The sequence below is a fragment of the Ensifer sp. VA4 genome (genome assembly GCF_055710065.1).
The window spans coordinates 41,766-61,050 of the sequence record NZ_JBVQPO010000005.1 but is presented as its reverse complement, the minus strand read 5'-3'; the positions used below and the strand labels follow the sequence as shown (position 1 = coordinate 61,050).

17 protein-coding genes and 1 tRNA gene are annotated in these 19,285 nt (G+C 59.9%); 15 read left to right on the top strand and 3 right to left on the bottom strand.

Translation table 11 applies throughout. From position 1 onward, the window contains the following. Positions 1 to 9 precede the first annotated feature (9 nt). The gene (locus AC0C6X_RS09575) at positions 10 to 834 is read right to left on the bottom strand and encodes a hypothetical protein (protein WP_472952775.1); all 825 of its coding nucleotides are present in this window, start codon (positions 832 to 834) and stop codon (positions 10 to 12) included. 118 nt (positions 835 to 952) lie between these two features. On the opposite strand from AC0C6X_RS09575, the gene AC0C6X_RS09570 reads away from it, so the two are divergent. From AC0C6X_RS09570 to tuf, 4 genes are all read left to right on the top strand, one after another. Continuing rightward, positions 953 to 1,636, top strand: coding sequence for a lysozyme (locus AC0C6X_RS09570; RefSeq protein ID WP_472952773.1), 684 nt, complete (start codon positions 953 to 955; stop codon positions 1,634 to 1,636). Continuing rightward, positions 1,633 to 1,893, top strand: coding sequence for a hypothetical protein (locus AC0C6X_RS09565; RefSeq protein ID WP_472952770.1), 261 nt, complete (start codon positions 1,633 to 1,635; stop codon positions 1,891 to 1,893). The genes AC0C6X_RS09570 and AC0C6X_RS09565 overlap by 4 nt, the downstream gene beginning before the upstream one ends. Before the next feature lie 176 nt (positions 1,894 to 2,069). Continuing rightward, positions 2,070 to 2,375: a pro-sigmaK processing inhibitor BofA family protein gene (locus tag AC0C6X_RS09560; RefSeq protein WP_472952768.1), complete on the top strand. Its 306-nt coding sequence runs from the start codon at positions 2,070 to 2,072 to the stop codon at positions 2,373 to 2,375. A 422-nt stretch (positions 2,376 to 2,797) separates the two neighbouring features. Further along, positions 2,798 to 3,973 carry an elongation factor Tu gene (gene tuf / locus AC0C6X_RS09555; protein WP_173516240.1) on the top strand — a complete coding sequence of 392 codons (1,176 nt, stop codon included), beginning with the start codon at positions 2,798 to 2,800 and terminating at the stop codon, positions 3,971 to 3,973. Between the two features lie 128 nt (positions 3,974 to 4,101). Here the strand turns inward: tuf and AC0C6X_RS09550 are convergent, their stop codons facing one another. Then, positions 4,102 to 4,638 carry a GrpB family protein gene (locus tag AC0C6X_RS09550; protein ID WP_472953149.1) on the bottom strand — a complete coding sequence of 179 codons (537 nt, stop codon included), beginning with the start codon at positions 4,636 to 4,638 and terminating at the stop codon, positions 4,102 to 4,104. A 247-nt stretch (positions 4,639 to 4,885) separates the two neighbouring features. Here AC0C6X_RS09550 and AC0C6X_RS09545 point away from each other — a divergent pair. From AC0C6X_RS09545 to rpoC, 9 genes are all read left to right on the top strand, one after another. Next, positions 4,886 to 4,961: transfer RNA gene (locus AC0C6X_RS09545), tRNA-Trp, on the top strand. Between the two features lie 198 nt (positions 4,962 to 5,159). Beyond that, positions 5,160 to 5,360 (top strand): preprotein translocase subunit SecE, encoded by a 201-nt coding sequence (gene secE, locus AC0C6X_RS09540; protein WP_173516242.1) that lies wholly within the window; start codon positions 5,160 to 5,162, stop codon positions 5,358 to 5,360. 16 nt (positions 5,361 to 5,376) lie between these two features. Then, the gene (gene nusG / locus AC0C6X_RS09535; RefSeq protein WP_034795476.1) at positions 5,377 to 5,907 is read left to right on the top strand and encodes a transcription termination/antitermination protein NusG; all 531 of its coding nucleotides are present in this window, start codon (positions 5,377 to 5,379) and stop codon (positions 5,905 to 5,907) included. A gap of 210 nt (positions 5,908 to 6,117) precedes the next feature. After that, the gene (rplK, locus tag AC0C6X_RS09530) at positions 6,118 to 6,549 is read left to right on the top strand and encodes a 50S ribosomal protein L11 (RefSeq protein WP_173516243.1); all 432 of its coding nucleotides are present in this window, start codon (positions 6,118 to 6,120) and stop codon (positions 6,547 to 6,549) included. Between the two features lie 4 nt (positions 6,550 to 6,553). Next, a complete protein-coding gene (gene rplA / locus AC0C6X_RS09525; protein WP_247961097.1) occupies positions 6,554 to 7,252 on the top strand; it encodes a 50S ribosomal protein L1 in 699 nt (232 codons plus the stop codon). Between the two features lie 332 nt (positions 7,253 to 7,584). Next, complete coding sequence (gene rplJ / locus AC0C6X_RS09520; protein WP_173516245.1) at positions 7,585 to 8,103, top strand: 50S ribosomal protein L10; 519 nt, start codon at positions 7,585 to 7,587, stop codon at positions 8,101 to 8,103. Between the two features lie 58 nt (positions 8,104 to 8,161). After that, the gene (gene rplL, locus AC0C6X_RS09515) at positions 8,162 to 8,545 is read left to right on the top strand and encodes a 50S ribosomal protein L7/L12 (RefSeq protein ID WP_173516246.1); all 384 of its coding nucleotides are present in this window, start codon (positions 8,162 to 8,164) and stop codon (positions 8,543 to 8,545) included. Between the two features lie 267 nt (positions 8,546 to 8,812). Next, on the top strand, positions 8,813 to 12,952 hold the full coding sequence (gene rpoB, locus AC0C6X_RS09510; protein WP_173516247.1) for a DNA-directed RNA polymerase subunit beta: 4,140 nt from the start codon (positions 8,813 to 8,815) through the stop codon (positions 12,950 to 12,952). A 182-nt stretch (positions 12,953 to 13,134) separates the two neighbouring features. Next, positions 13,135 to 17,340: a DNA-directed RNA polymerase subunit beta' gene (gene rpoC, locus AC0C6X_RS09505; RefSeq protein WP_472952764.1), complete on the top strand. Its 4,206-nt coding sequence runs from the start codon at positions 13,135 to 13,137 to the stop codon at positions 17,338 to 17,340. A 134-nt stretch (positions 17,341 to 17,474) separates the two neighbouring features. Here rpoC and AC0C6X_RS09500 read toward each other — a convergent pair whose 3' ends face one another. Beyond that, a complete protein-coding gene (locus AC0C6X_RS09500) occupies positions 17,475 to 17,771 on the bottom strand; it encodes a transcriptional regulator (RefSeq protein ID WP_247961098.1) in 297 nt (98 codons plus the stop codon). Between the two features lie 564 nt (positions 17,772 to 18,335). Between AC0C6X_RS09500 and rpsL the strand changes: the two genes are divergently transcribed. Both rpsL and rpsG read left to right on the top strand, forming a co-directional pair. After that, complete coding sequence (rpsL, locus tag AC0C6X_RS09495; protein WP_003507760.1) at positions 18,336 to 18,707, top strand: 30S ribosomal protein S12; 372 nt, start codon at positions 18,336 to 18,338, stop codon at positions 18,705 to 18,707. Positions 18,708 to 18,784: 77 nt separating this feature from the next. After that, on the top strand, positions 18,785 to 19,255 hold the full coding sequence (gene rpsG / locus AC0C6X_RS09490) for a 30S ribosomal protein S7 (protein WP_173516250.1): 471 nt from the start codon (positions 18,785 to 18,787) through the stop codon (positions 19,253 to 19,255). The last annotated feature ends 30 nt before the right edge of the window (positions 19,256 to 19,285 follow it).

Genomic DNA, 19,285 nt, shown 5'->3' with positions numbered 1-19,285 from the left:
GCACCGTAATCAGCGCCGGAGCATGCCTAAGAGGGAGCGCTTGCGCTTCCTGATCACGATTTGAAACTCGTTCTCGATCGACGATTCAAAGACGATATCAGCGATCCCTCTGATAACCCGGCTCACATGATCCCTGAAGGTATCCGGCGTCCAGCAATGGACATGGGTATCCATCCTTTTCTGCAGCAGGGATTGCGCCTCGGCCTCTTGCTGTTCCTCTGGAATGGCTGGGCCATAGAGCGGGTGAACCAACTTCACATGGTCCCGATAGGCTTCGATCAAGGAGGGTTCACCTCCGGTGCGGAGATCAGCGGCCAGGTGTTCGAAGGTGGTAGGAGTGCGGAACCGGTCGAAGGTATGCCGCATGTCGGGCACCACAACCACATAGACGCCACCGCCCCTAAGGCGCTTCAGCCCTTCAAGGATGGAGCCGAGTGGGTTGGCGAGGTGCTCGATAACGTGAGCTGAGATGACAAAGTCGAGGATGCCGGGGGTGATGCCTGCGAAGGTCTCGGCGTCGATCATGCCGCCTTGGACGACGGCATCGTTTCGGAAATGCTCCTTGAGTTCGGTGTTGTCTCGAATGTCACCATAGGAGACCGTCACCCCTTCCTTCACCGGGAAGGGACGGTCACCGCCGCCGACCTCAACGCCGAATCCTGAAATGAACACGTCAGAGATAATCGCCCGGGCGCCGTTCACACGATGAAGGCCGACCTGCTCCTGCATCACCCGGCGCTGTCTGTGAAGCTCGGCCACGGTCTCAACGAGCAAGCTGCGCTCCTTGTCCTGCCAGAACGGGATCGTCTCCGCTTCGTGTGCCGTGCTCATCATCAATCCCTCATCGTCTCAAGCGTTGGGTATTGCTCACACAATGCAGAATTGTGTCAACCCTAGATCCGTCTGGGTTGGCCGAAACGGAATCAGTAATCCTCAGAACAAGGTGAAACACATGGAACGACGCATCAACGCGGCGGGGCTTGCGCTCGTCAAGCAATGGGAAGGCCTGGAACTCGTCGCCTATAAGGACGTGGCCGGCGTGCTGACGATCGGCTACGGCCATACGACCGCAGCGGGCATCCCGTATGTCAAGCAGGGCATGCGCATCAATGAGCGCGAGGCGGAAGACATTCTGCGCGATGACCTCAGGAAGTTCGAGGAGCGCGTTAACCGGCTCGTGAAGGTATCTTTGACGGATAACCAGTTCGCGGTACTCGTCTCCTTCGACTTCAACACCGGGGCGCTGCACAAGTCCACGCTGCTCAAGAAGCTGAATGCCGGCGACTACGACGCTGTGCCGATCGAGCTAATGAAGTGGGTCAACGCCGGCGGCAAGAAGGTGAAGGGCCTTGTGAACCGGCGCGCTGCTGAAGCTGGCCTGTGGGCCAAAGGCGAGTTTGTCGCGAGCAACACGGTCCCGGCATCCACCAAGGCGCCATCGACTGACGTTGCAGTCATAGGGGGCAGCGGTGCGGCTGGCGTGGGCGTTGCTGTCGGCCCTGCCATCCCTGACCTCATCAGCGCCATCAGCGGGCAGCAGGACGCGCTTACAAGCGGGCAGTGGGCACGCATCGCCGTGGCGCTCGTCATCCTCTCCCTGACGGCCTACGGCATCTATCGCAAGGTGCGGGCGTGATCTCCCGCCTCAGTTTGGCCGTGGGCGCTCTTATCGGTGGCCTGGCTGTCTTCCTCATCATGCAGGCAGCAAACGCGCTCTGGCTGCTCCCTGCGGCCAAGGAAGCGGGCAGGGATGAGGAGCGCACCGCCGCCATTGCCCGATCGATGGAGATCATCAAGGAAAGGACGCGCACCAATGCGCAAGTCAACGCTCTTACTGACGCTGATCTGTGCCGCGAGCTTGGCGGCCTGTTCGAAGACGGGGAGTGCCGTTGACGGCGCTGGCTTCGAGCTTCTGACGCCTTCGCCGGCCACCCGACAGTTCATCATCGCCAATGACCAGCCGTTCGCGCGACAGGTCGCAAGCCATAATCGCACCTGCCAAGCATTGGCGGGCTGCCAAAAGTGATTTCGCATTGCATACGAGGGGCAGGATGCAAGAGGACAACACCATGGAAGCCGCCGACCTGCGCTCGCGTATGGTTTCACAGGAACACAAGACAGCCGCGCTCGATCAGCGATTGACCACGATCGAGCAATGGCGCGCGCAAAGCGATATCTCCGATGCGCGGAAAGACGAGCAGTTCAAGAGCCTGCTTGAGAAGGTCGGGCTGCTCGACACGAGCATGAACAAGAAAATGGACGAGCTCGGTGGCAGCATCAAATGGGTCGGCAAGCTGGTCATCAGTTCAGCGCTCGGCGCCATCATTGCCGGGGTCGTAGCCTTTATGATGAAGGGCGGGTTTCATATCCCTTGAACGCAACGACGGCGACAAGCCGTGTCAAGCCTGCCGCCGTCCTTAGTTGTCACAACTGATTCCTAGTGACACGCTGCCCTGTTTTTATTAAGAGTTCTCGAAGCCTTCCAAGCTGAATACGCGGGTTCGATTCCCGCTACCCGCTCCAGCAGCGAATTCTCTCCAAATCTCCAATTAAATCGATGCCTCAGCGCCTCGTGATAAGCCATTGTTTATCTTGCTTGGCTGGCGATCCGTGATTCGCAGATGCCCGGTCTTGCGTCGGCGCTTCACCGTTCTTACATTTCGATAGGAAAAGGCCGTCGGCGACCGGTCCGGGCGTACGCAATTAAGTCTTGCGCAAATCCCCTGAAACCCTTAAACGGCTCCACAAACCGGCCCTGCCGGCTGATCATTCATACTTGACCACAGGAAACGTACCCATGGCAAAGAGCAAATTTGAGCGCAACAAGCCGCACGTTAACATTGGCACGATTGGCCACGTTGACCATGGCAAGACGTCGCTGACGGCAGCGATCACGAAGTACTTCGGCGAGTTCAAGGCGTATGACCAAATCGACGCCGCTCCGGAAGAAAAGGCCCGTGGTATCACGATTTCGACGGCGCACGTCGAGTATGAGACGGCCAACCGTCACTACGCTCACGTTGACTGCCCCGGCCACGCCGACTACGTCAAGAACATGATCACCGGTGCTGCACAGATGGACGGCGCGATCCTGGTTTGCTCGGCCGCTGACGGCCCGATGCCGCAGACCCGCGAGCACATCCTGCTCGCCCGCCAGGTCGGCGTTCCGGCGATCGTCGTGTTCCTCAACAAGGTCGACCAGGTTGACGACGCCGAGCTTCTCGAGCTCGTCGAGCTGGAAGTTCGCGAACTTCTGTCGTCCTACGAATTCCCGGGCGACGACATTCCGATCATCAAGGGCTCGGCGCTTGCCGCTCTGGAAGATTCGGACAAGAAGATCGGCGAAGACGCGATCCGCGAGCTGATGGCAGCGGTTGACGCCTACATCCCGACGCCGGAGCGTCCGATCGACCAGCCGTTCCTGATGCCGATCGAAGACGTGTTTTCGATCTCGGGCCGCGGTACGGTTGTGACCGGTCGCGTTGAGCGCGGCATCGTCAAGGTCGGCGAAGAAATCGAAATCGTCGGCATCCGTCCGACGACGAAGACGACCTGCACGGGCGTTGAAATGTTCCGCAAGCTGCTCGACCAGGGCCAGGCCGGCGACAACATCGGTGCGCTGCTGCGCGGTGTCGACCGCAACGGCGTCGAGCGTGGCCAGATCCTGTGCAAGCCGGGTTCGGTCAAGCCGCACAAGAAGTTCAAGGCCGAAGCCTACATCCTGACGAAGGAAGAAGGCGGCCGTCATACGCCGTTCTTCACGAACTACCGTCCGCAGTTCTACTTCCGCACGACGGACGTGACGGGCATCGTGACGCTGCCGGAAGGCACGGAAATGGTCATGCCGGGCGACAACGTCACCGTTGACGTCGAACTGATCGTTCCGATCGCGATGGAAGAAAAGCTGCGCTTCGCGATCCGCGAAGGCGGCCGTACCGTCGGCGCCGGCATCGTTGCTTCGATCGTCGAGTAACGATCGGAAGGGCGATGCCGTAAGCTGCCGACGGCAGCAAAGATGTGCAAATGGCGCGCAAGCGCGATTTGCACGCGGCGCCGGCATCGTTGCCTCGATCGTCGAGTAATCCCTAGGGTTACAGTTCTTCAGAGGGCCCCGCTGGCGACAGCGGGGCCCTTTTTCGTTGCCGCCAGTGCCAGGACTTCATTGATGAAGCCGCGCTTCCCATTGGTGTAGATATCCCAGTCTCCCTTCGCCTCCCTTGCGAGCCGCCGCTTCAGCGTGTCGTAACGGCGGGCGAGATCCTGGTGCTCGCGAAGCGCATCGCGGAACAGGAGGCGTGCCGCATGCGCGGCGTTGCCGGTTTCGCAGAGATAGAGGCGCGTGCCACAGGGGCGCGTGTCGGCGGTGAAGGTCCAGAGGTTGCATGCGTACGGATCGCCGTGAAAGGTGTAGCCGGCGCTACGAAGGCGCGCGCTCATTTCCGCCACCATCCTTTGATCCGAGACGACGACATCGATATCGATCTTCGGCTTCGCCGCCAGTCCCGGTACTGCCGTGCTGCCGATGTGGTGGATCTCGCTGACGAAAGGGAAGAGCAGGGTGGTTACGGCCATGGCTCGTTCTTCGAAGAGCGATGGCCAGCAGGGATCGTATCGACCAGCGCGATGCGCGACATTGATTCGGTTCCAGCCAATTGCCGGCAGGGTAGCGGCTCCTTTGGTTCTGCGCCTGTGGAAAATTCCGATTGGCACGGCAATAACTTGCGCCCCTTCTTCGAGCCTGTAGGCGGGAGGGTAAGGCCGGATACGTTCCGATGAGGATTTTTTCGCTTCTTCGGTGAAAGATGCTTGTCATCCTCCGGCAAACTGAATATGAAGCCGCTGACTTGAGGCGGTGACGCGTCGTTGGACGAAGGCGCCGCTGAATAGGGGTATAGCTCAGTTGGTAGAGCGGCGGTCTCCAAAACCGCAGGTCGGGGGTTCGAGCCCCTCTGCCCCTGCCATTCTCCTCGACACTTGCATAAAGGTTGAGGGTTCGGCAGAGTAAGTTTAAGGGCCGGTTACCCGGCTGACGAAATTCACAAAAAAGACTGATTGGCTCTTGTGGTTTTCAGAATCGGTCTTTATGTAGGGTCCAAACAGACACGCGGTGCGTGGGGCTGAATCATCGGCTTTACGCGCCGTAATGGCGTGAGCATTACATGGCATCCAAAACGAATCCGGTAACGTTTCTGCAGCAGGTTCGCTCCGAGACGTCGAAAGTGACTTGGCCCTCTCGGCGCGAGACGATGATCTCGACGCTGATGGTTTTTGTCATGGTCTTTTTTGCCGCTGCCTTCTTCTTTGCTGCGGACCAGTTGATGGGATGGCTGATCGGCCTCGTCCTCAACGTTGGCGCTTGATTGGGTGGAGGGTAGCATGGCTGCGCGCTGGTACATTGTTCACGCCTATTCGAACTTCGAAAAGAAGGTCGCTGAATCGATCGAGGAAAAGGCCAAGCAGAAGGGCCTCGAGCATCTGTTCGAGAAGATTCTCGTGCCGACCGAGAAGGTTGTCGAAGTGCGTCGTGGCCGCAAGGTCGACGCCGAGCGCAAGTTCTTCCCGGGCTACGTTCTGGTTCGTGCCAACCTGACGGATGAGGCATTCCACCTTATCAAGAACACGCCGAAGGTGACGGGTTTCCTCGGTACCGACAGCAAGCCGGTTCCGATTCCGGATCATGAGGCCGAGCGCATTCTCGGCCAGGTGCAGGACGGCGTCGAACGGCCGAAGCCGTCGGTTTCGTTCGAGATCGGCGAGCAGGTTCGCGTCTCCGACGGTCCGTTCGCCTCGTTCAACGGCGTCGTTCAGGACGTCGACGAAGAGCGTTCGCGCCTCAAGGTCGAGGTGTCGATCTTCGGTCGCGCGACGCCGGTCGAACTGGAATACGGTCAGGTCGAGAAGGTCTGAGAAGATCTCAAGAGATAGGGCGGGTTACGACCCGTTCTGGCGGAGAAATCCGCATGCGCGTGGAAGGAGGCCGGCCTTAGCCGGGTCGGATGTTCCGCACCACGCAACCGCAGCCGCCGATCTCCCCGTGGTCGGCAAAAGCCGGGAAGCCGGCGCAATCGATCCTTGGAGCGATCCGTCGCGAGAGGGTTTTAGAAAAGGCAGAGAGAAATGGCTAAGAAAGTTGCAGGCCAGCTCAAGCTGCAGGTGAAGGCTGGGTCGGCCAATCCGTCCCCGCCGATCGGTCCTGCGCTCGGTCAGCGTGGCATTAACATCATGGAATTCTGCAAGGCGTTCAACGCCGCCACGCAGGAAATGGAAAAGGGTATGCCGATCCCGGTCGTCATCACCTATTACCAGGACAAGTCCTTCACCTTCGTCATGAAGCAGCCGCCGGTCAGCTACTTCCTGAAGAAGGAAGCAAAGATCCAGTCCGGCTCGAAGACCCCGGGTAAGGGCGCTTCCGCTGGCAAGCTCACCAAGGCTCAGATCAAGTCGATCGCCGAAGCCAAGATGAAGGATCTCAACGCTGCCGATATCGAAGGCGCAATGGCTATGGTCGAGGGCTCTGCCCGCGCTATGGGCCTGGAAGTGGTAGGCTAAGACCATGGCGAAGATTGCAAAGCGTGTACAGAAGTCCCGCGAGGGCATCGATCCGGCGAAGATCTACGGCCTCACCGAAGCCGTATCGCTGGTCAAGGAACGTGCGACCGCCAAGTTCGACGAGACCATCGAAGTCGCGATGAACCTCGGCGTTGACCCGCGCCATGCCGACCAGATGGTTCGTGGCGTTGTCAACCTGCCGAACGGCACCGGCCGCTCGGTTCGCGTCGCTGTTTTCGCCCGTGGCGCCAAGGCTGACGAAGCCAAGGCTGCCGGTGCTGACGTTGTCGGCGCGGAGGAACTCGTCGAAATCGTCCAGGGCGGCAAGATCGATTTCGATCGCTGCATCGCCACCCCGGACATGATGCCGCTCGTCGGTCGTCTCGGTAAGGTTCTCGGCCCGCGCGGCATGATGCCGAACCCGAAGGTCGGCACGGTTACGATGGACGTTGCCGGTGCCGTCAAGGCATCCAAGGGCGGCGCTGTCGAGTTCCGCGTCGAGAAGGCTGGTATCGTTCACGCCGGCGTTGGCAAGGCATCCTTCGATGCCAAGGCGCTGGAAGAAAACATCCGCGCTTTCGCTGACGCCGTGATCAAGGCGAAGCCGACCGGCGCCAAGGGCAACTACGTCAAGCGCGTCGCGATTTCGTCGACCATGGGCCCGGGCCTCAAGATCGACCCGGCCACGCTCAGCGTCGCCTAATTGTTTTCGGGCTTCGGCCCGGCACACAAATTCCCGGTCCTTCGGGGCCGGGAATTCCGGATGTCAAGTCCGGAACTCCTGTCCGAGATTGCGGGTGGTTCTACCTTAATCACTTCGGCCTGCATGAGACGGGTAAGATCTGAATTTCACCATGGCGCCGGAGGCGTCGAAATTCGGTTCGAACCTCGCTTGCCTTGTGTCAGACCCGGCTCTCCCGGGAACGCCAAGGGACAGGATCCTTAAGCGTTATCAGGGATCGAGCTCGATCTCGGGTGACAAAGGCAAACCCGGCAGGGGGGCATTATTGCAACCCTGTCAACTGGAGACAGACAGTGGAAAGAGCGGAAAAACGCGAATTCGTCACGGAGCTGAACGAAGTCTTCAAGGCTTCCGGTTCGGTTGTCGTGGCCCACTATGCTGGTGTCACAGTTGCGCAGATGAACGACTTCCGTTCGAAGATGCGCGCTGCTGGCGGCACCGTCAAAGTCGCGAAAAACCGCCTGGCCAAGATCGCTCTTCAGGGCACCGAGTCGGAAGGGATGAGCAATCTCTTCAAGGGTCAGACGCTGATTGCATACAGCCAAGACCCGATCACGGCTCCTAAGGTTGTCATGGATTTCGCCAAGACCAACGACAAGCTCGTTGTTCTCGGTGGCGCCATGGGCACGACCACGCTCAACGCCGAAGCAGTCAAGTCGCTCGCGACCCTGCCTTCGCTCGACGAGCTGCGCGCAAAGCTGCTGGGCCTTCTCAATGCCCCGGCAACCCGCGTCGCAACGGTTGTTCAGGCACCGGCAAGCCAGCTTGCTCGCGTGTTCTCGGCCTATGCCAAGAAGGACGAAGCCGCCTAAGGCGGATTTTCGCTGTTGTATTTAAAACCAGTTCGAACCGAACAAAAGGAAAAGTAAAATGGCTGATCTCGCAAAGATCGTTGAAGACCTCTCCTCGCTCACCGTCCTGGAAGCTGCTGAGCTCTCCAAGATGCTCGAAGAGAAGTGGGGCGTTTCGGCTGCTGCTCCGGTAGCTGTTGCTGCTGCTGGCGGCGCTGCCGGCGGTGCTGCTGCTGCTGCTGAAGAAGAAAAGACCGAGTTTGACGTAATCCTCGTTGACGCTGGCGCCAACAAGATCAACGTCATCAAGGAAGTTCGCGGCATCACCGGCCTCGGCCTCAAGGAAGCCAAGGACCTGGTCGAAGGCGCTCCGAAGCCGGTCAAGGAAGCAGTTTCCAAGGCTGAAGCTGCCGACCTCAAGAAGAAGCTCGAAGAAGCTGGCGCCAAGGTTGACGTCAAGTAATTCGGCTACATGCAAGGGGAGGTGGCCTTTTCAGGCCGCCTCTCTTTGACCGTTTTTAGAACATATTACCCAAAAGCCTGTCGAAAAACGGCTTTTGGGTAATGGGTTCTTCAAGAGGATGGTCTCGAACGGAAGGCAGCACAGCAATCCGCGCTGAGCGTTTTTCGTTAGCTGGACGAGATTGGACTACTCATTGATTGACGGGATCGACTGGCCATCGGTTCCCGTCCGTTGCAGGCCCGGATGCAAGATTGACAAGGAGCGACGATGGCTCAGACCCTTTCGTTTAACGGTCGCAGGCGCGTACGCAAGTTTTTTGGTAAAATTCCAGAAGTCGCAGAAATGCCGAACCTCATCGAGGTTCAGAAGGCGTCCTACGACCAGTTTCTGATGGTTGAAGAGCCCAAGGGCGGTCGCCCTGACGAAGGGCTCCAAGCTGTTTTCAAGTCCGTTTTCCCGATCAAGGATTTCTCGGGCGCATCGATGCTGGAGTTCGTGTCCTACGAATTCGAGCCGCCGAAGTTCGACGTCGAAGAATGCCGTCAGCGCGATCTGACCTACGCAGCGCCGCTCAAGGTGACGCTGCGTCTCATCGTGTTCGATATTGACGAGGATACCGGCGCGAAGTCGATCAAGGACATCAAGGAACAGAACGTCTACATGGGCGACATGCCGCTCATGACCGACAACGGTACCTTCATCGTCAACGGCACCGAGCGCGTCATCGTTTCGCAGATGCACCGTTCGCCGGGCGTCTTCTTCGATCACGACAAGGGCAAGAGCCACTCGTCGGGCAAGCTGCTCTTCGCAGCTCGCGTCATTCCTTACCGCGGCTCCTGGCTCGACATCGAGTTCGACGCCAAGGACATCGTGCATGCCCGTATCGACCGCCGCCGCAAGATTCCGGTGACGTCGCTGCTGATGGCGCTCGGCATGGACGGCGAGGAAATCCTCGACACCTTCTACACGAAGTCGCTCTACCAGCGCGACGGCGAAGGCTGGCGCGTGCCGTTCCAACCGGATGCGCTCAAGGGCCAGAAGGCCATCACCGACATGATCGACGCCGACACCGGCGAAGTCGTTGTCGAGGCCGGCAAGAAGCTGACCCCGCGCCTGCTCCGTCAGTTGCAGGAAAAGGGCCTGAAGGCGCTCAAGGCGACCGACGATGATCTCTACGGCAACTACCTTGCCGAAGACGTCGTCAATTTCGCCACCGGTGAGATCTACCTCGAGGCCGGCGACGAGATCGACGAGAAGACCCTTCCGGTCATCCTCTCGGCCGGTTTCGACGAGATCCCGGTTCTCGACATCGACCATATCAATGTCGGTGCCTACATCCGCAACACGCTCGCGGCCGACAAGAACGAGAACCGTCAGGACGCCCTGTTCGACATCTATCGCGTGATGCGTCCGGGTGAACCGCCGACCATGGATTCCGCGGAAGCCATGTTCAACACGCTGTTCTTCGATGCCGAGCGCTACGACCTTTCGGCCGTCGGTCGCGTCAAGATGAACATGCGCCTCGACCTCGAAGTCGCCGACACCGTGCGCATCCTGCGCAAGGAGGACATCTTGGCGGTCGTCAAGATGCTGGTCGAGCTGCGCGACGGCAAGGGCGAGATCGACGACATCGACAACCTCGGCAACCGCCGTGTTCGTTCGGTCGGCGAGCTCATGGAGAACCAGTACCGTCTCGGCCTGCTCCGCATGGAGCGTGCGATCAAGGAACGCATGTCCTCGATCGAGATCGACACGGTCATGCCGCAGGATCTGATCAACGCGAAGCCGGCCGCTGCTGCCGTTCGCGAATTCTTCGGCTCCTCGCAGCTGTCGCAGTTCATGGACCAGGTGAACCCGCTTTCGGAAATCACCCACAAGCGCCGTCTCTCGGCACTTGGCCCGGGTGGTCTGACCCGCGAGCGCGCCGGCTTCGAAGTCCGCGACGTTCACCCGACCCACTACGGCCGTATTTGCCCGATCGAAACGCCGGAAGGCCCGAACATCGGTCTGATCAACTCGCTCGCAACCTTCGCCCGCGTCAACAAGTACGGATTCATCGAAAGCCCGTACCGCAAGATCGTCGACGGCAAGGTGACGAACGACGTCGTCTATCTCTCGGCGATGGAAGAGGCGAAGTATCACGTTGCCCAGGCAAACTCGGTTCTCGAGGGTGATGGCTCCTTCGCTGAAGAGTTCGTCGTTTGCCGTCACGCCGGCGAAGTTATGCTGGCGCCGCGCGACAACATCAATCTGATGGACGTTTCGCCGAAGCAGCTCGTTTCGGTCGCAGCCGCGCTCATCCCGTTCCTCGAGAACGACGACGCCAACCGCGCACTGATGGGCTCGAACATGCAGCGTCAGGCCGTGCCGCTGCTGCGCGCCGAAGCACCGTTCGTCGGTACCGGCATGGAGCCGGTCGTTGCCCGCGACTCCGGCGCGGCGATTGCAGCCCGTCGTGGCGGCGTCGTCGACCAGGTTGACGCGACCCGTATCGTTATCCGCGCCACCGAAGACCTCGATCCGTCGAAGTCGGGCGTCGATATCTATCGTCTGCAGAAGTTCCAGCGTTCGAACCAGAACACCTGCGTCAACCAGCGCCCGCTGGTGACCGTCGGCGACGTCCTGAACAAGGGCGACATCATCGCTGACGGTCCATCGACCGACCTCGGTGACCTGGCTCTCGGCCGCAACGCGCTCGTCGCGTTCATGCCGTGGAACGGCTACAACTACGAAGACTCGATCCTGCTCTCCGAGCGGATCGTGCGCGACGACGTGTTCACCTCCATCCACATCGAAGAATTCGAAGTGATGGCGCGCGACACCAAGCTGGGGCCGGAAGAAATCACCCGCGACATTCCGAACGTTTCGGAAGAAGCGCTGCGCAACCTCGACGAGGCCGGTATCGTTTATATCGGTGCTGAGGTTCAGCCGGGTGACATCCTCGTCGGCAAGATCACGCCGAAGGGCGAAAGCCCGATGACGCCGGAAGAAAAGCTTCTGCGCGCCATCTTCGGTGAAAAGGCCTCCGACGTCCGCGACACCTCGATGCGCATGCCTCCGGGCACCTTCGGTACCGTCGTCGAAGTTCGCGTCTTCAACCGCCACGGCGTTGAAAAGGACGAGCGCGCGATGGCGATCGAGCGCGAGGAAATCGAACGCCTCGCCAAGGACCGCGACGACGAGCAGGCGATCCTCGATCGCAACGTCTACGCACGTCTCGTCGACATGCTGCGCGGCCATACGGCCGTTGCCGGCCCGAAGGGCTTCAAGAAGGGCACCGAGCTTTCGAACCTCGTCGTCAGTGAATACCCCCGCTCGCAGTGGTGGATGTTCGCCGTCGAAGACGAAAAGGCTCAGGGCGAGATCGAAGCTCTGCGCGCCCAGTACGACGAGTCCAAGTCGCGCCTTGAGCAGCGCTTCATGGACAAGGTCGAAAAGGTCCAGCGTGGCGACGAAATGCCTCCGGGCGTCATGAAGATGGTCAAGGTCTTCGTTGCTGTTAAGCGCAAGATCCAGCCGGGCGACAAGATGGCCGGCCGTCACGGCAACAAGGGTGTCGTGTCGCGTATCGTGCCGATCGAAGACATGCCGTTCCTGGAAGACGGCACGCATGTCGACGTCGTTCTGAACCCGCTCGGCGTTCCGTCGCGCATGAACGTCGGCCAGATCCTCGAAACCCATCTCGGCTGGGCTTGCGCCGGCATGGGCAAGAAGATCGGCGCGATGCTCGATGCCTACCACGAGAGTGGCGACATCAAGCCGCTGCGCGCGACCATCGACGATGTCATCGGATCCGGTCCGAAGGGCGAGCCGATCAAGCAGTACGACGACGAGTCGATCGTGCGCCTGGCCGAGCAGACCCGCCGCGGCGTGTCGATCGCGACTCCGGTCTTCGACGGTGCAGTCGAAGCCGACGTCAACGAGATGCTGGCCAAGGCCGGCCTCAAGGTGACCGGCCAGTCGACGCTCTACGACGGCCGTACCGGCGATCAGTTCGACCGCCAGGTGACCGTGGGCTACATCTACATGCTGAAGCTCAACCACCTGGTCGACGACAAGATCCACGCCCGTTCGATCGGACCGTACTCGCTCGTCACCCAGCAGCCGCTGGGCGGTAAGGCGCAGTTCGGCGGTCAGCGCTTCGGGGAAATGGAGGTCTGGGCGCTGGAAGCTTACGGCGCGGCCTACACCCTGCAGGAGATGCTGACGGTCAAGTCGGACGACGTCGCTGGTCGTACCAAGGTCTACGAAGCGATCGTCCGTGGCGACGACACCTTCGAGGCGGGCATTCCGGAGAGCTTCAACGTTCTCGTCAAGGAAATGCGCTCGCTGGGCCTTTCGGTCGAGCTCGAAAACTCGAAGGTCGACGAGGCTGGCGCGGCACAGTTGCCGCACGCAGCCGAGTAAAGAGACCCAAGGTGCGTGCCGCGATGCGGCGCGCACCGTTTCCGCCTGGAGACGCTCAGTCTTCGGAAGGAACAGAGCCGCAGCCAATGCGGTTTTAGCTGTTTAAGGGGCAGGGGCCGGCGCCCGGGATTTGTCGGCACCCTCGCCAAGCTCAGGGCGTAAAGCCCGTAAAGGAGACAGGCATGAACCAAGAGGTCATGAATCTTTTCAATCCGCAGGTGCCTGCACAGACCTTCGATTCCATCCGGATTTCGATCGCGTCGCCGGAGAAGATTCTTTCCTGGTCTTACGGTGAGATCAAGAAACCGGAGACGATCAACTACCGCACGTTCAAGCCGGAACGCGACGGTCTGTTCTGCGCGCGCATCTTTGGCCCGATCAAGGACTACGAGTGCCTGTGCGGCAAGTACAAGCGCATGAAGTACAAGGGCATCATCTGCGAAAAGTGCGGCGTCGAAGTCACGCTGTCGCGCGTTCGCCGTGAGCGCATGGGCCATATCGAGCTCGCTGCTCCGGTTGCCCATATCTGGTTCCTGAAGTCCCTGCCGAGCCGCATCGCGACGCTGCTCGACATGACGCTGAAGGATGTCGAGCGCGTTCTGTACTTCGAGAACTACATTGTCACCGAGCCCGGTCTGACGTCGCTGAAGGAAAATCAGCTTCTCAGCGAAGAAGACTACATGCTCGCCGTCGATGAGTTCGGCGAAGATCAGTTCACCGCCATGATCGGCGCTGAAGCGATCTATGAAATGCTCGCTTCGATGAACCTGGAGAAGATCGCCGGCGATCTGCGCACCGAGCTCGCGGAGACGACCTCGGATCTGAAGCAGAAGAAGCTGATGAAGCGGCTGAAGATCGTCGAAAACTTCATGGAATCCGGTAACCGGCCGGAATGGATGATCATGAAGGTCGTTCCGGTGATCCCGCCGGATCTGCGTCCGCTCGTCCCCCTCGACGGCGGCCGTTTCGCGACGTCGGATTTGAACGATCTCTATCGCCGCGTCATCAACCGTAATAACCGTCTGAAGCGCCTGATCGAACTGCGTGCTCCGGGCATCATCATCCGCAACGAAAAGCGCATGCTGCAGGAATCTGTCGATGCGCTGTTCGACAACGGCCGTCGCGGCCGCGTCATCACCGGCGCCAACAAGCGCCCGCTGAAGTCGCTGTCCGACATGCTGAAGGGCAAGCAGGGCCGCTTCCGTCAGAACCTGCTCGGCAAGCGCGTCGACTATTCCGGCCGTTCGGTCATCGTGACCGGTCCGGAACTGAAGCTGCATCAGTGCGGTCTTCCGAAGAAGATGGCACTCGAGCTGTTCAAGCCGTTCATCTATGCGCGGCTTGACGCCAAGGGCTTCTCCTCGACGGTGAAGCAGGCCAAGAAGCTCGTCGAGAAGGAAAAGCCCGAAGTCTGGGATATCCTCGACGAGGTCATCCGCGAGCATCCGGTTCTGCTGAACCGTGCGCCGACGCTGCACCGCCTGGGCATCCAGGCCTTCGAACCGACGCTCGTCGAAGGCAAGGCGATCCAGCTGCACCCGCTCGTCTGCACGGCCTTCAACGCCGACTTCGACGGCGACCAGATGGCCGTTCACGTGCCGTTGTCGCTCGAAGCGCAGCTCGAAGCCCGCGTGCTGATGATGTCGACGAACAACATTTTGCACCCGGCAAACGGCGCGCCGATCATCGTTCCGTCGCAGGACATGGTTCTCGGTCTCTACTACTTGTCGATCCTGAACCAGAACGAGCCGGGCGAAGGCATGGCGTTCTCGGACATGGGCGAGCTGCATCATGCGCTCGAAACCAAGGCTGTGACGCTGCACGCCAAGATCCGCGGTCGCTACAAGACCGTCGACGCCGAGGGCAATCCGGTTTCGAAGATCTACGAAACGACGCCTGGCCGCATGATCATCGGCGAACTGCTGCCGAAGAACTCGAACATTCCGTTCGACATCTGCAACCAGGAAATGACCAAGAAGAACATCTCCAAGATGATCGACACGGTCTACCGTCATTGCGGCCAGAAGGACACGGTCATCTTCTGCGACCGCATCATGCAGCTCGGCTTCGCCCATGCCTGCCGCGCCGGCATTTCGTTCGGCAAGGACGACATGGTCATTCCGGACACCAAGGCGAAGATCGTCGGTGACACCGAAGCGCTGGTGAAGGAATACGAGCAGCAGTACAACGACGGTCTCATCACCCAGGGCGAGAAGTACAACAAGGTTGTCGATGCCTGGGGCAAGGCGACGGAAAAGGTCGCCGACGAGATGATGGCACGCATCAAGGCGGTCGAGTTCGACGACAATGGTCGCCAGAAACCGATGAACTCGATCTACATGATGTCGCACTCGGGTGCTCGTGGTTCTCCGAACCAGATGCGTCAGCTGGGCGGTATGCGCGGCCTGATGGCCAAGCCGTCGGGTGAAATCATCGAGACGCCGATCATCTCGAACTTCAAGGAAGGCCTGACCGTGAACGAGTACTTCAACTCGACGCACGGCGCCCGTAAGGGTCTTGCAGACACCGCCTTGAAGACCGCGAACTCCGGTTACCTGACCCGCCGTCTCGTCGACGTGGCGCAGGATTGCATCGTCAACTCCGTCGACTGCGGTACCGACAAGGGTCTGACCATGACGGCCATCGTCGATGCCGGTCAGGTCGTGGCATCGCTCGGTGCACGTATCCTCGGCCGCACGGCCCTGGACGATATCGATCACCCGGTGACCGGCGCTCGCATCGTCGATGCCGGCAAGATGATCCTTGAGGCAGATGTCATCGAGATCGAGAAGGCTGGCATCCAGTCGATCCGTATCCGCTCGGCGCTGACCTGCGAAATCCAGACTGGCGTCTGCGGCGTCTGCTACGGTCGCGACCTGGCGCGTGGTACGCCGGTCAACATGGGCGAAGCGGTTGGCGTTATTGCAGCTCAGTCGATCGGTGAGCCCGGCACCCAGCTCACCATGCGTACCTTCCACTTGGGCGGTACCGCGACCGTGGTCGACCAGTCGTTCCTGGAAGCGTCCTACGAAGGTACGATCCAGATCAAGAACCGCAACATGCTGCGCAACTCGGAGGGCGTTCTCGTCGCGATGGGCCGCAACATGGCGATCCAGATCCTCGACGAGCGCGGCGTAGAGCGTTCTTCGCAGCGCGTTGCCTATGGTTCGAAGATCCTCGTCGACGATGGCGACAAGGTGAAGCGCGGTCAGCGTCTCGCCGAGTGGGATCCCTACACCCGTCCGATGATGACGGAAGTGGAGGGTACCGTTCACTTCGAAGACGTCGTCGACGGCATCTCGGTGCTCGAAGCGACCGACGAATCCACCGGCATCACCAAGCGTCAGGTTATCGACTGGCGTTCGACGCCGCGCGGCTCGGATCTCAAGCCGGCGATCGTTATCAAGGACAAGAACGGTGCAGTTGCCAAGCTGTCGCGCGGCGGCGAAGCCCGGTTCATGCTCTCGGTTGACGCGATCCTCTCGGTCGAACCCGGCCAGAAGGTAAGCCAGGGTGACGTTCTCGCCCGTTCGCCGCTCGAAAGCGCCAAGACCAAGGACATCACCGGTGGTCTGCCGCGCGTTGCCGAACTGTTCGAAGCACGTCGTCCGAAGGATCACGCCATTATCGCCGAGATCGATGGTACCGTTCGCTTCGGCCGCGACTACAAGAACAAGCGTCGCGTTCTGATCGAGCCGGCGGAAGACGGTGTCGAGCCGGTCGAGTACCTGATCCCGAAGGGCAAGCCCTTCCATCTTCAGGACGGCGACTACATCGAAAAGGGCGACTACATCCTCGATGGCAACCCAGCGCCGCACGACATTCTGGCGATCAAGGGCGTGGAAGCACTTGCTTCCTACCTGGTCAACGAAATCCAGGAAGTCTACCGACTGCAGGGCGTTGTGATCAACGATAAGCACATCGAAGTCATCGTTCGCCAGATGCTGCAGAAGGTGGAAATCACCGATGCCGGCGACTCGACCTACATCGTCGGTGACAACGTCGATCGTATCGAGCTCGAAGACGTCAATGACAGCCTGATCGAACAGGGCAAGAAGCCGGCATACGGCGATCCGGTCCTGCTTGGCATCACCAAGGCGTCGCTGCAGACACCGTCCTTCATCTCGGCAGCTTCGTTCCAGGAAACCACCAAGGTCCTGACCGAAGCGGCGATCGCCGGCAAAACGGACGGCCTGCAGGGCCTGAAGGAAAACGTCATCGTCGGCCGTCTGATCCCGGCCGGTACCGGTGGCACGATGACCCAGATTCGCCGCATCGCAACCGCGCGCGACGAAATGATCCTGGAAGAGCGTCGTCGCGGCACGGGTGCGGAGGCCGCAACGCCGATGCTGGCCGATCTCGCCAACGAGAACGCAGCAGCCGAATAAACGGGGGAGGGCGGGCTTCCGCCCTCTGTCCAGACAAAGAAGAAGCCGCCGAGATCGCTCTCGGCGGCTTCTTCTCTTGGGGAGGTGCGGCCCGCGCGCAAGCGGCGAGGGCGAAGGTCGCTTGCCCGTAAAGCTCAACTGAAGCGGATGATCGCCACTTCGCCTTCGAGTGCGCCTTGGTAGGCGGAGGCATGAGGTTCTTCGCTCGGCACCTCGGTCAGGGTGCCGATCTGGTCCAGATCGGCCTCGAGAAAACCCTCTTCGGCAAGGGCGTTCAGTGCTTCGCGAACGGCGGTATCGTCGTCGGGCGCCTTGAGCATCACGTGAATGTCCACGCCGTCTTCGTCGCCGTCGGTCTCATAGGCCTTGCCGATGATGATGAACACCATCGGTTCGTCCGGGGCATTGTCGTTGTCTGGGGTGACGGCCATTTTGTTTCCTTTCGTTTGGCGGGCGCGACCTTAGCGCCCTTTTTTGTCCAAGGCGATGGAAATGCGGCGCAGCCGGAGCGCATCTCGGGCGGCCGACTCGAAGACGGTGGAAAACCCCCACAAAGTGGTTGCCGATTCCTTAACCCTGTCGGACACTCCGGCTGCTGAAGGGTCAAAGAGGCGAGCGCCGGGTGCGAAACCATGTGCAAAAGCCTGGTTTTGCAGGCATGTCAGGCCTGCGGGCGATAGAATATTTCTTAATTGCCCTTGACTGTTGGCTTTGAAATCAGTACACCCCGCCGCATCGGAGCCCATGTGAGGCTGGCTGGTTCGGAACGTCGCGTTCTGGAGTTCGCCTCAAACAAGGTTCGAAACGCACGCTGACGACTACAATGCTGCACGCACGACGCGCACGATAGTGCGTCCTCTGCTTTATTTGGGGCCATCTGCGGAAAGGCGGATCGGCCCCTGTTTTGCGCATTTCATGAGGCGTTCGAAACTGCCGGCGACGGCAACGATCCGCCCGCAAGGGTAACGTGACAAGATTTTGCAAGGGATGGGTATATGCCTACCGTAAACCAGCTGATCCGCAAGCCTCGTCAGGCACAGGTAAAGCGCAACAAGGTTCCTGCTCTGCAGGAAAACCCGCAGAAGCGTGGCGTTTGCACCCGCGTTTACACGACGACCCCGAAGAAGCCGAACTCGGCTCTCCGTAAGGTTGCCAAGATTCGTCTGACGAACGGCTTTGAAGTCATCGGCTACATTCCGGGTGAAGGTCACAACCTTCAGGAACACTCGGTTGTTATGATCCGCGGCGGCCGTGTTAAGGACCTTCCGGGTGTTCGTTACCACATCATCCGTGGCGTTCTCGATACGCAGGGCGTTAAGAACCGCAAGCAGCGCCGTTCGAAGTACGGTGCGAAGCGTCCGAAGTAATTCGGTTTTGAAAATCCTGGCGCTGCGCGAGGTCCTCCGCGTGGTAAAGCGCTGAAACAGTTAAAGAGACGAAAAGTATGTCCCGACGTCATAGAGCAGAAAAGCGTGAGATCAACCCGGATCCGAAGTTCGGTGATCTGGTTGTCACGAAATTCATGAACGCAATCATGCTGCACGGCAAGAAGTCCGTAGCGGAAAGCATTGTTTACGGCGCATTCGATGCGGTCCAGGCTAAGCTGAAGCAGGAGCCGATCACCGTATTCCATTCCGCGCTCGACAACATTGCGCCGCACGTTGAAGTGCGTTCGCGCCGCGTCGGTGGTGCTACTTACCAGGTTCCGGTCGATGTTCGTCCGGAGCGTCGCCAGGCCCTCGCCATCCGTTGGCTGATTGCGGCCGCACGCAAGCGTAACGAAACGACCATGGTCGATCGCCTCTGCGGCGAACTCATGGACGCAGCGAACAACCGTGGTAGCGCCGTGAAGAAGCGCGAAGACACGCACAAGATGGCTGATGCCAACCGTGCGTTCTCGCATTATCGCTGGTAATTCTGGCGCGAACGTCTCGAGAGGCAGTCC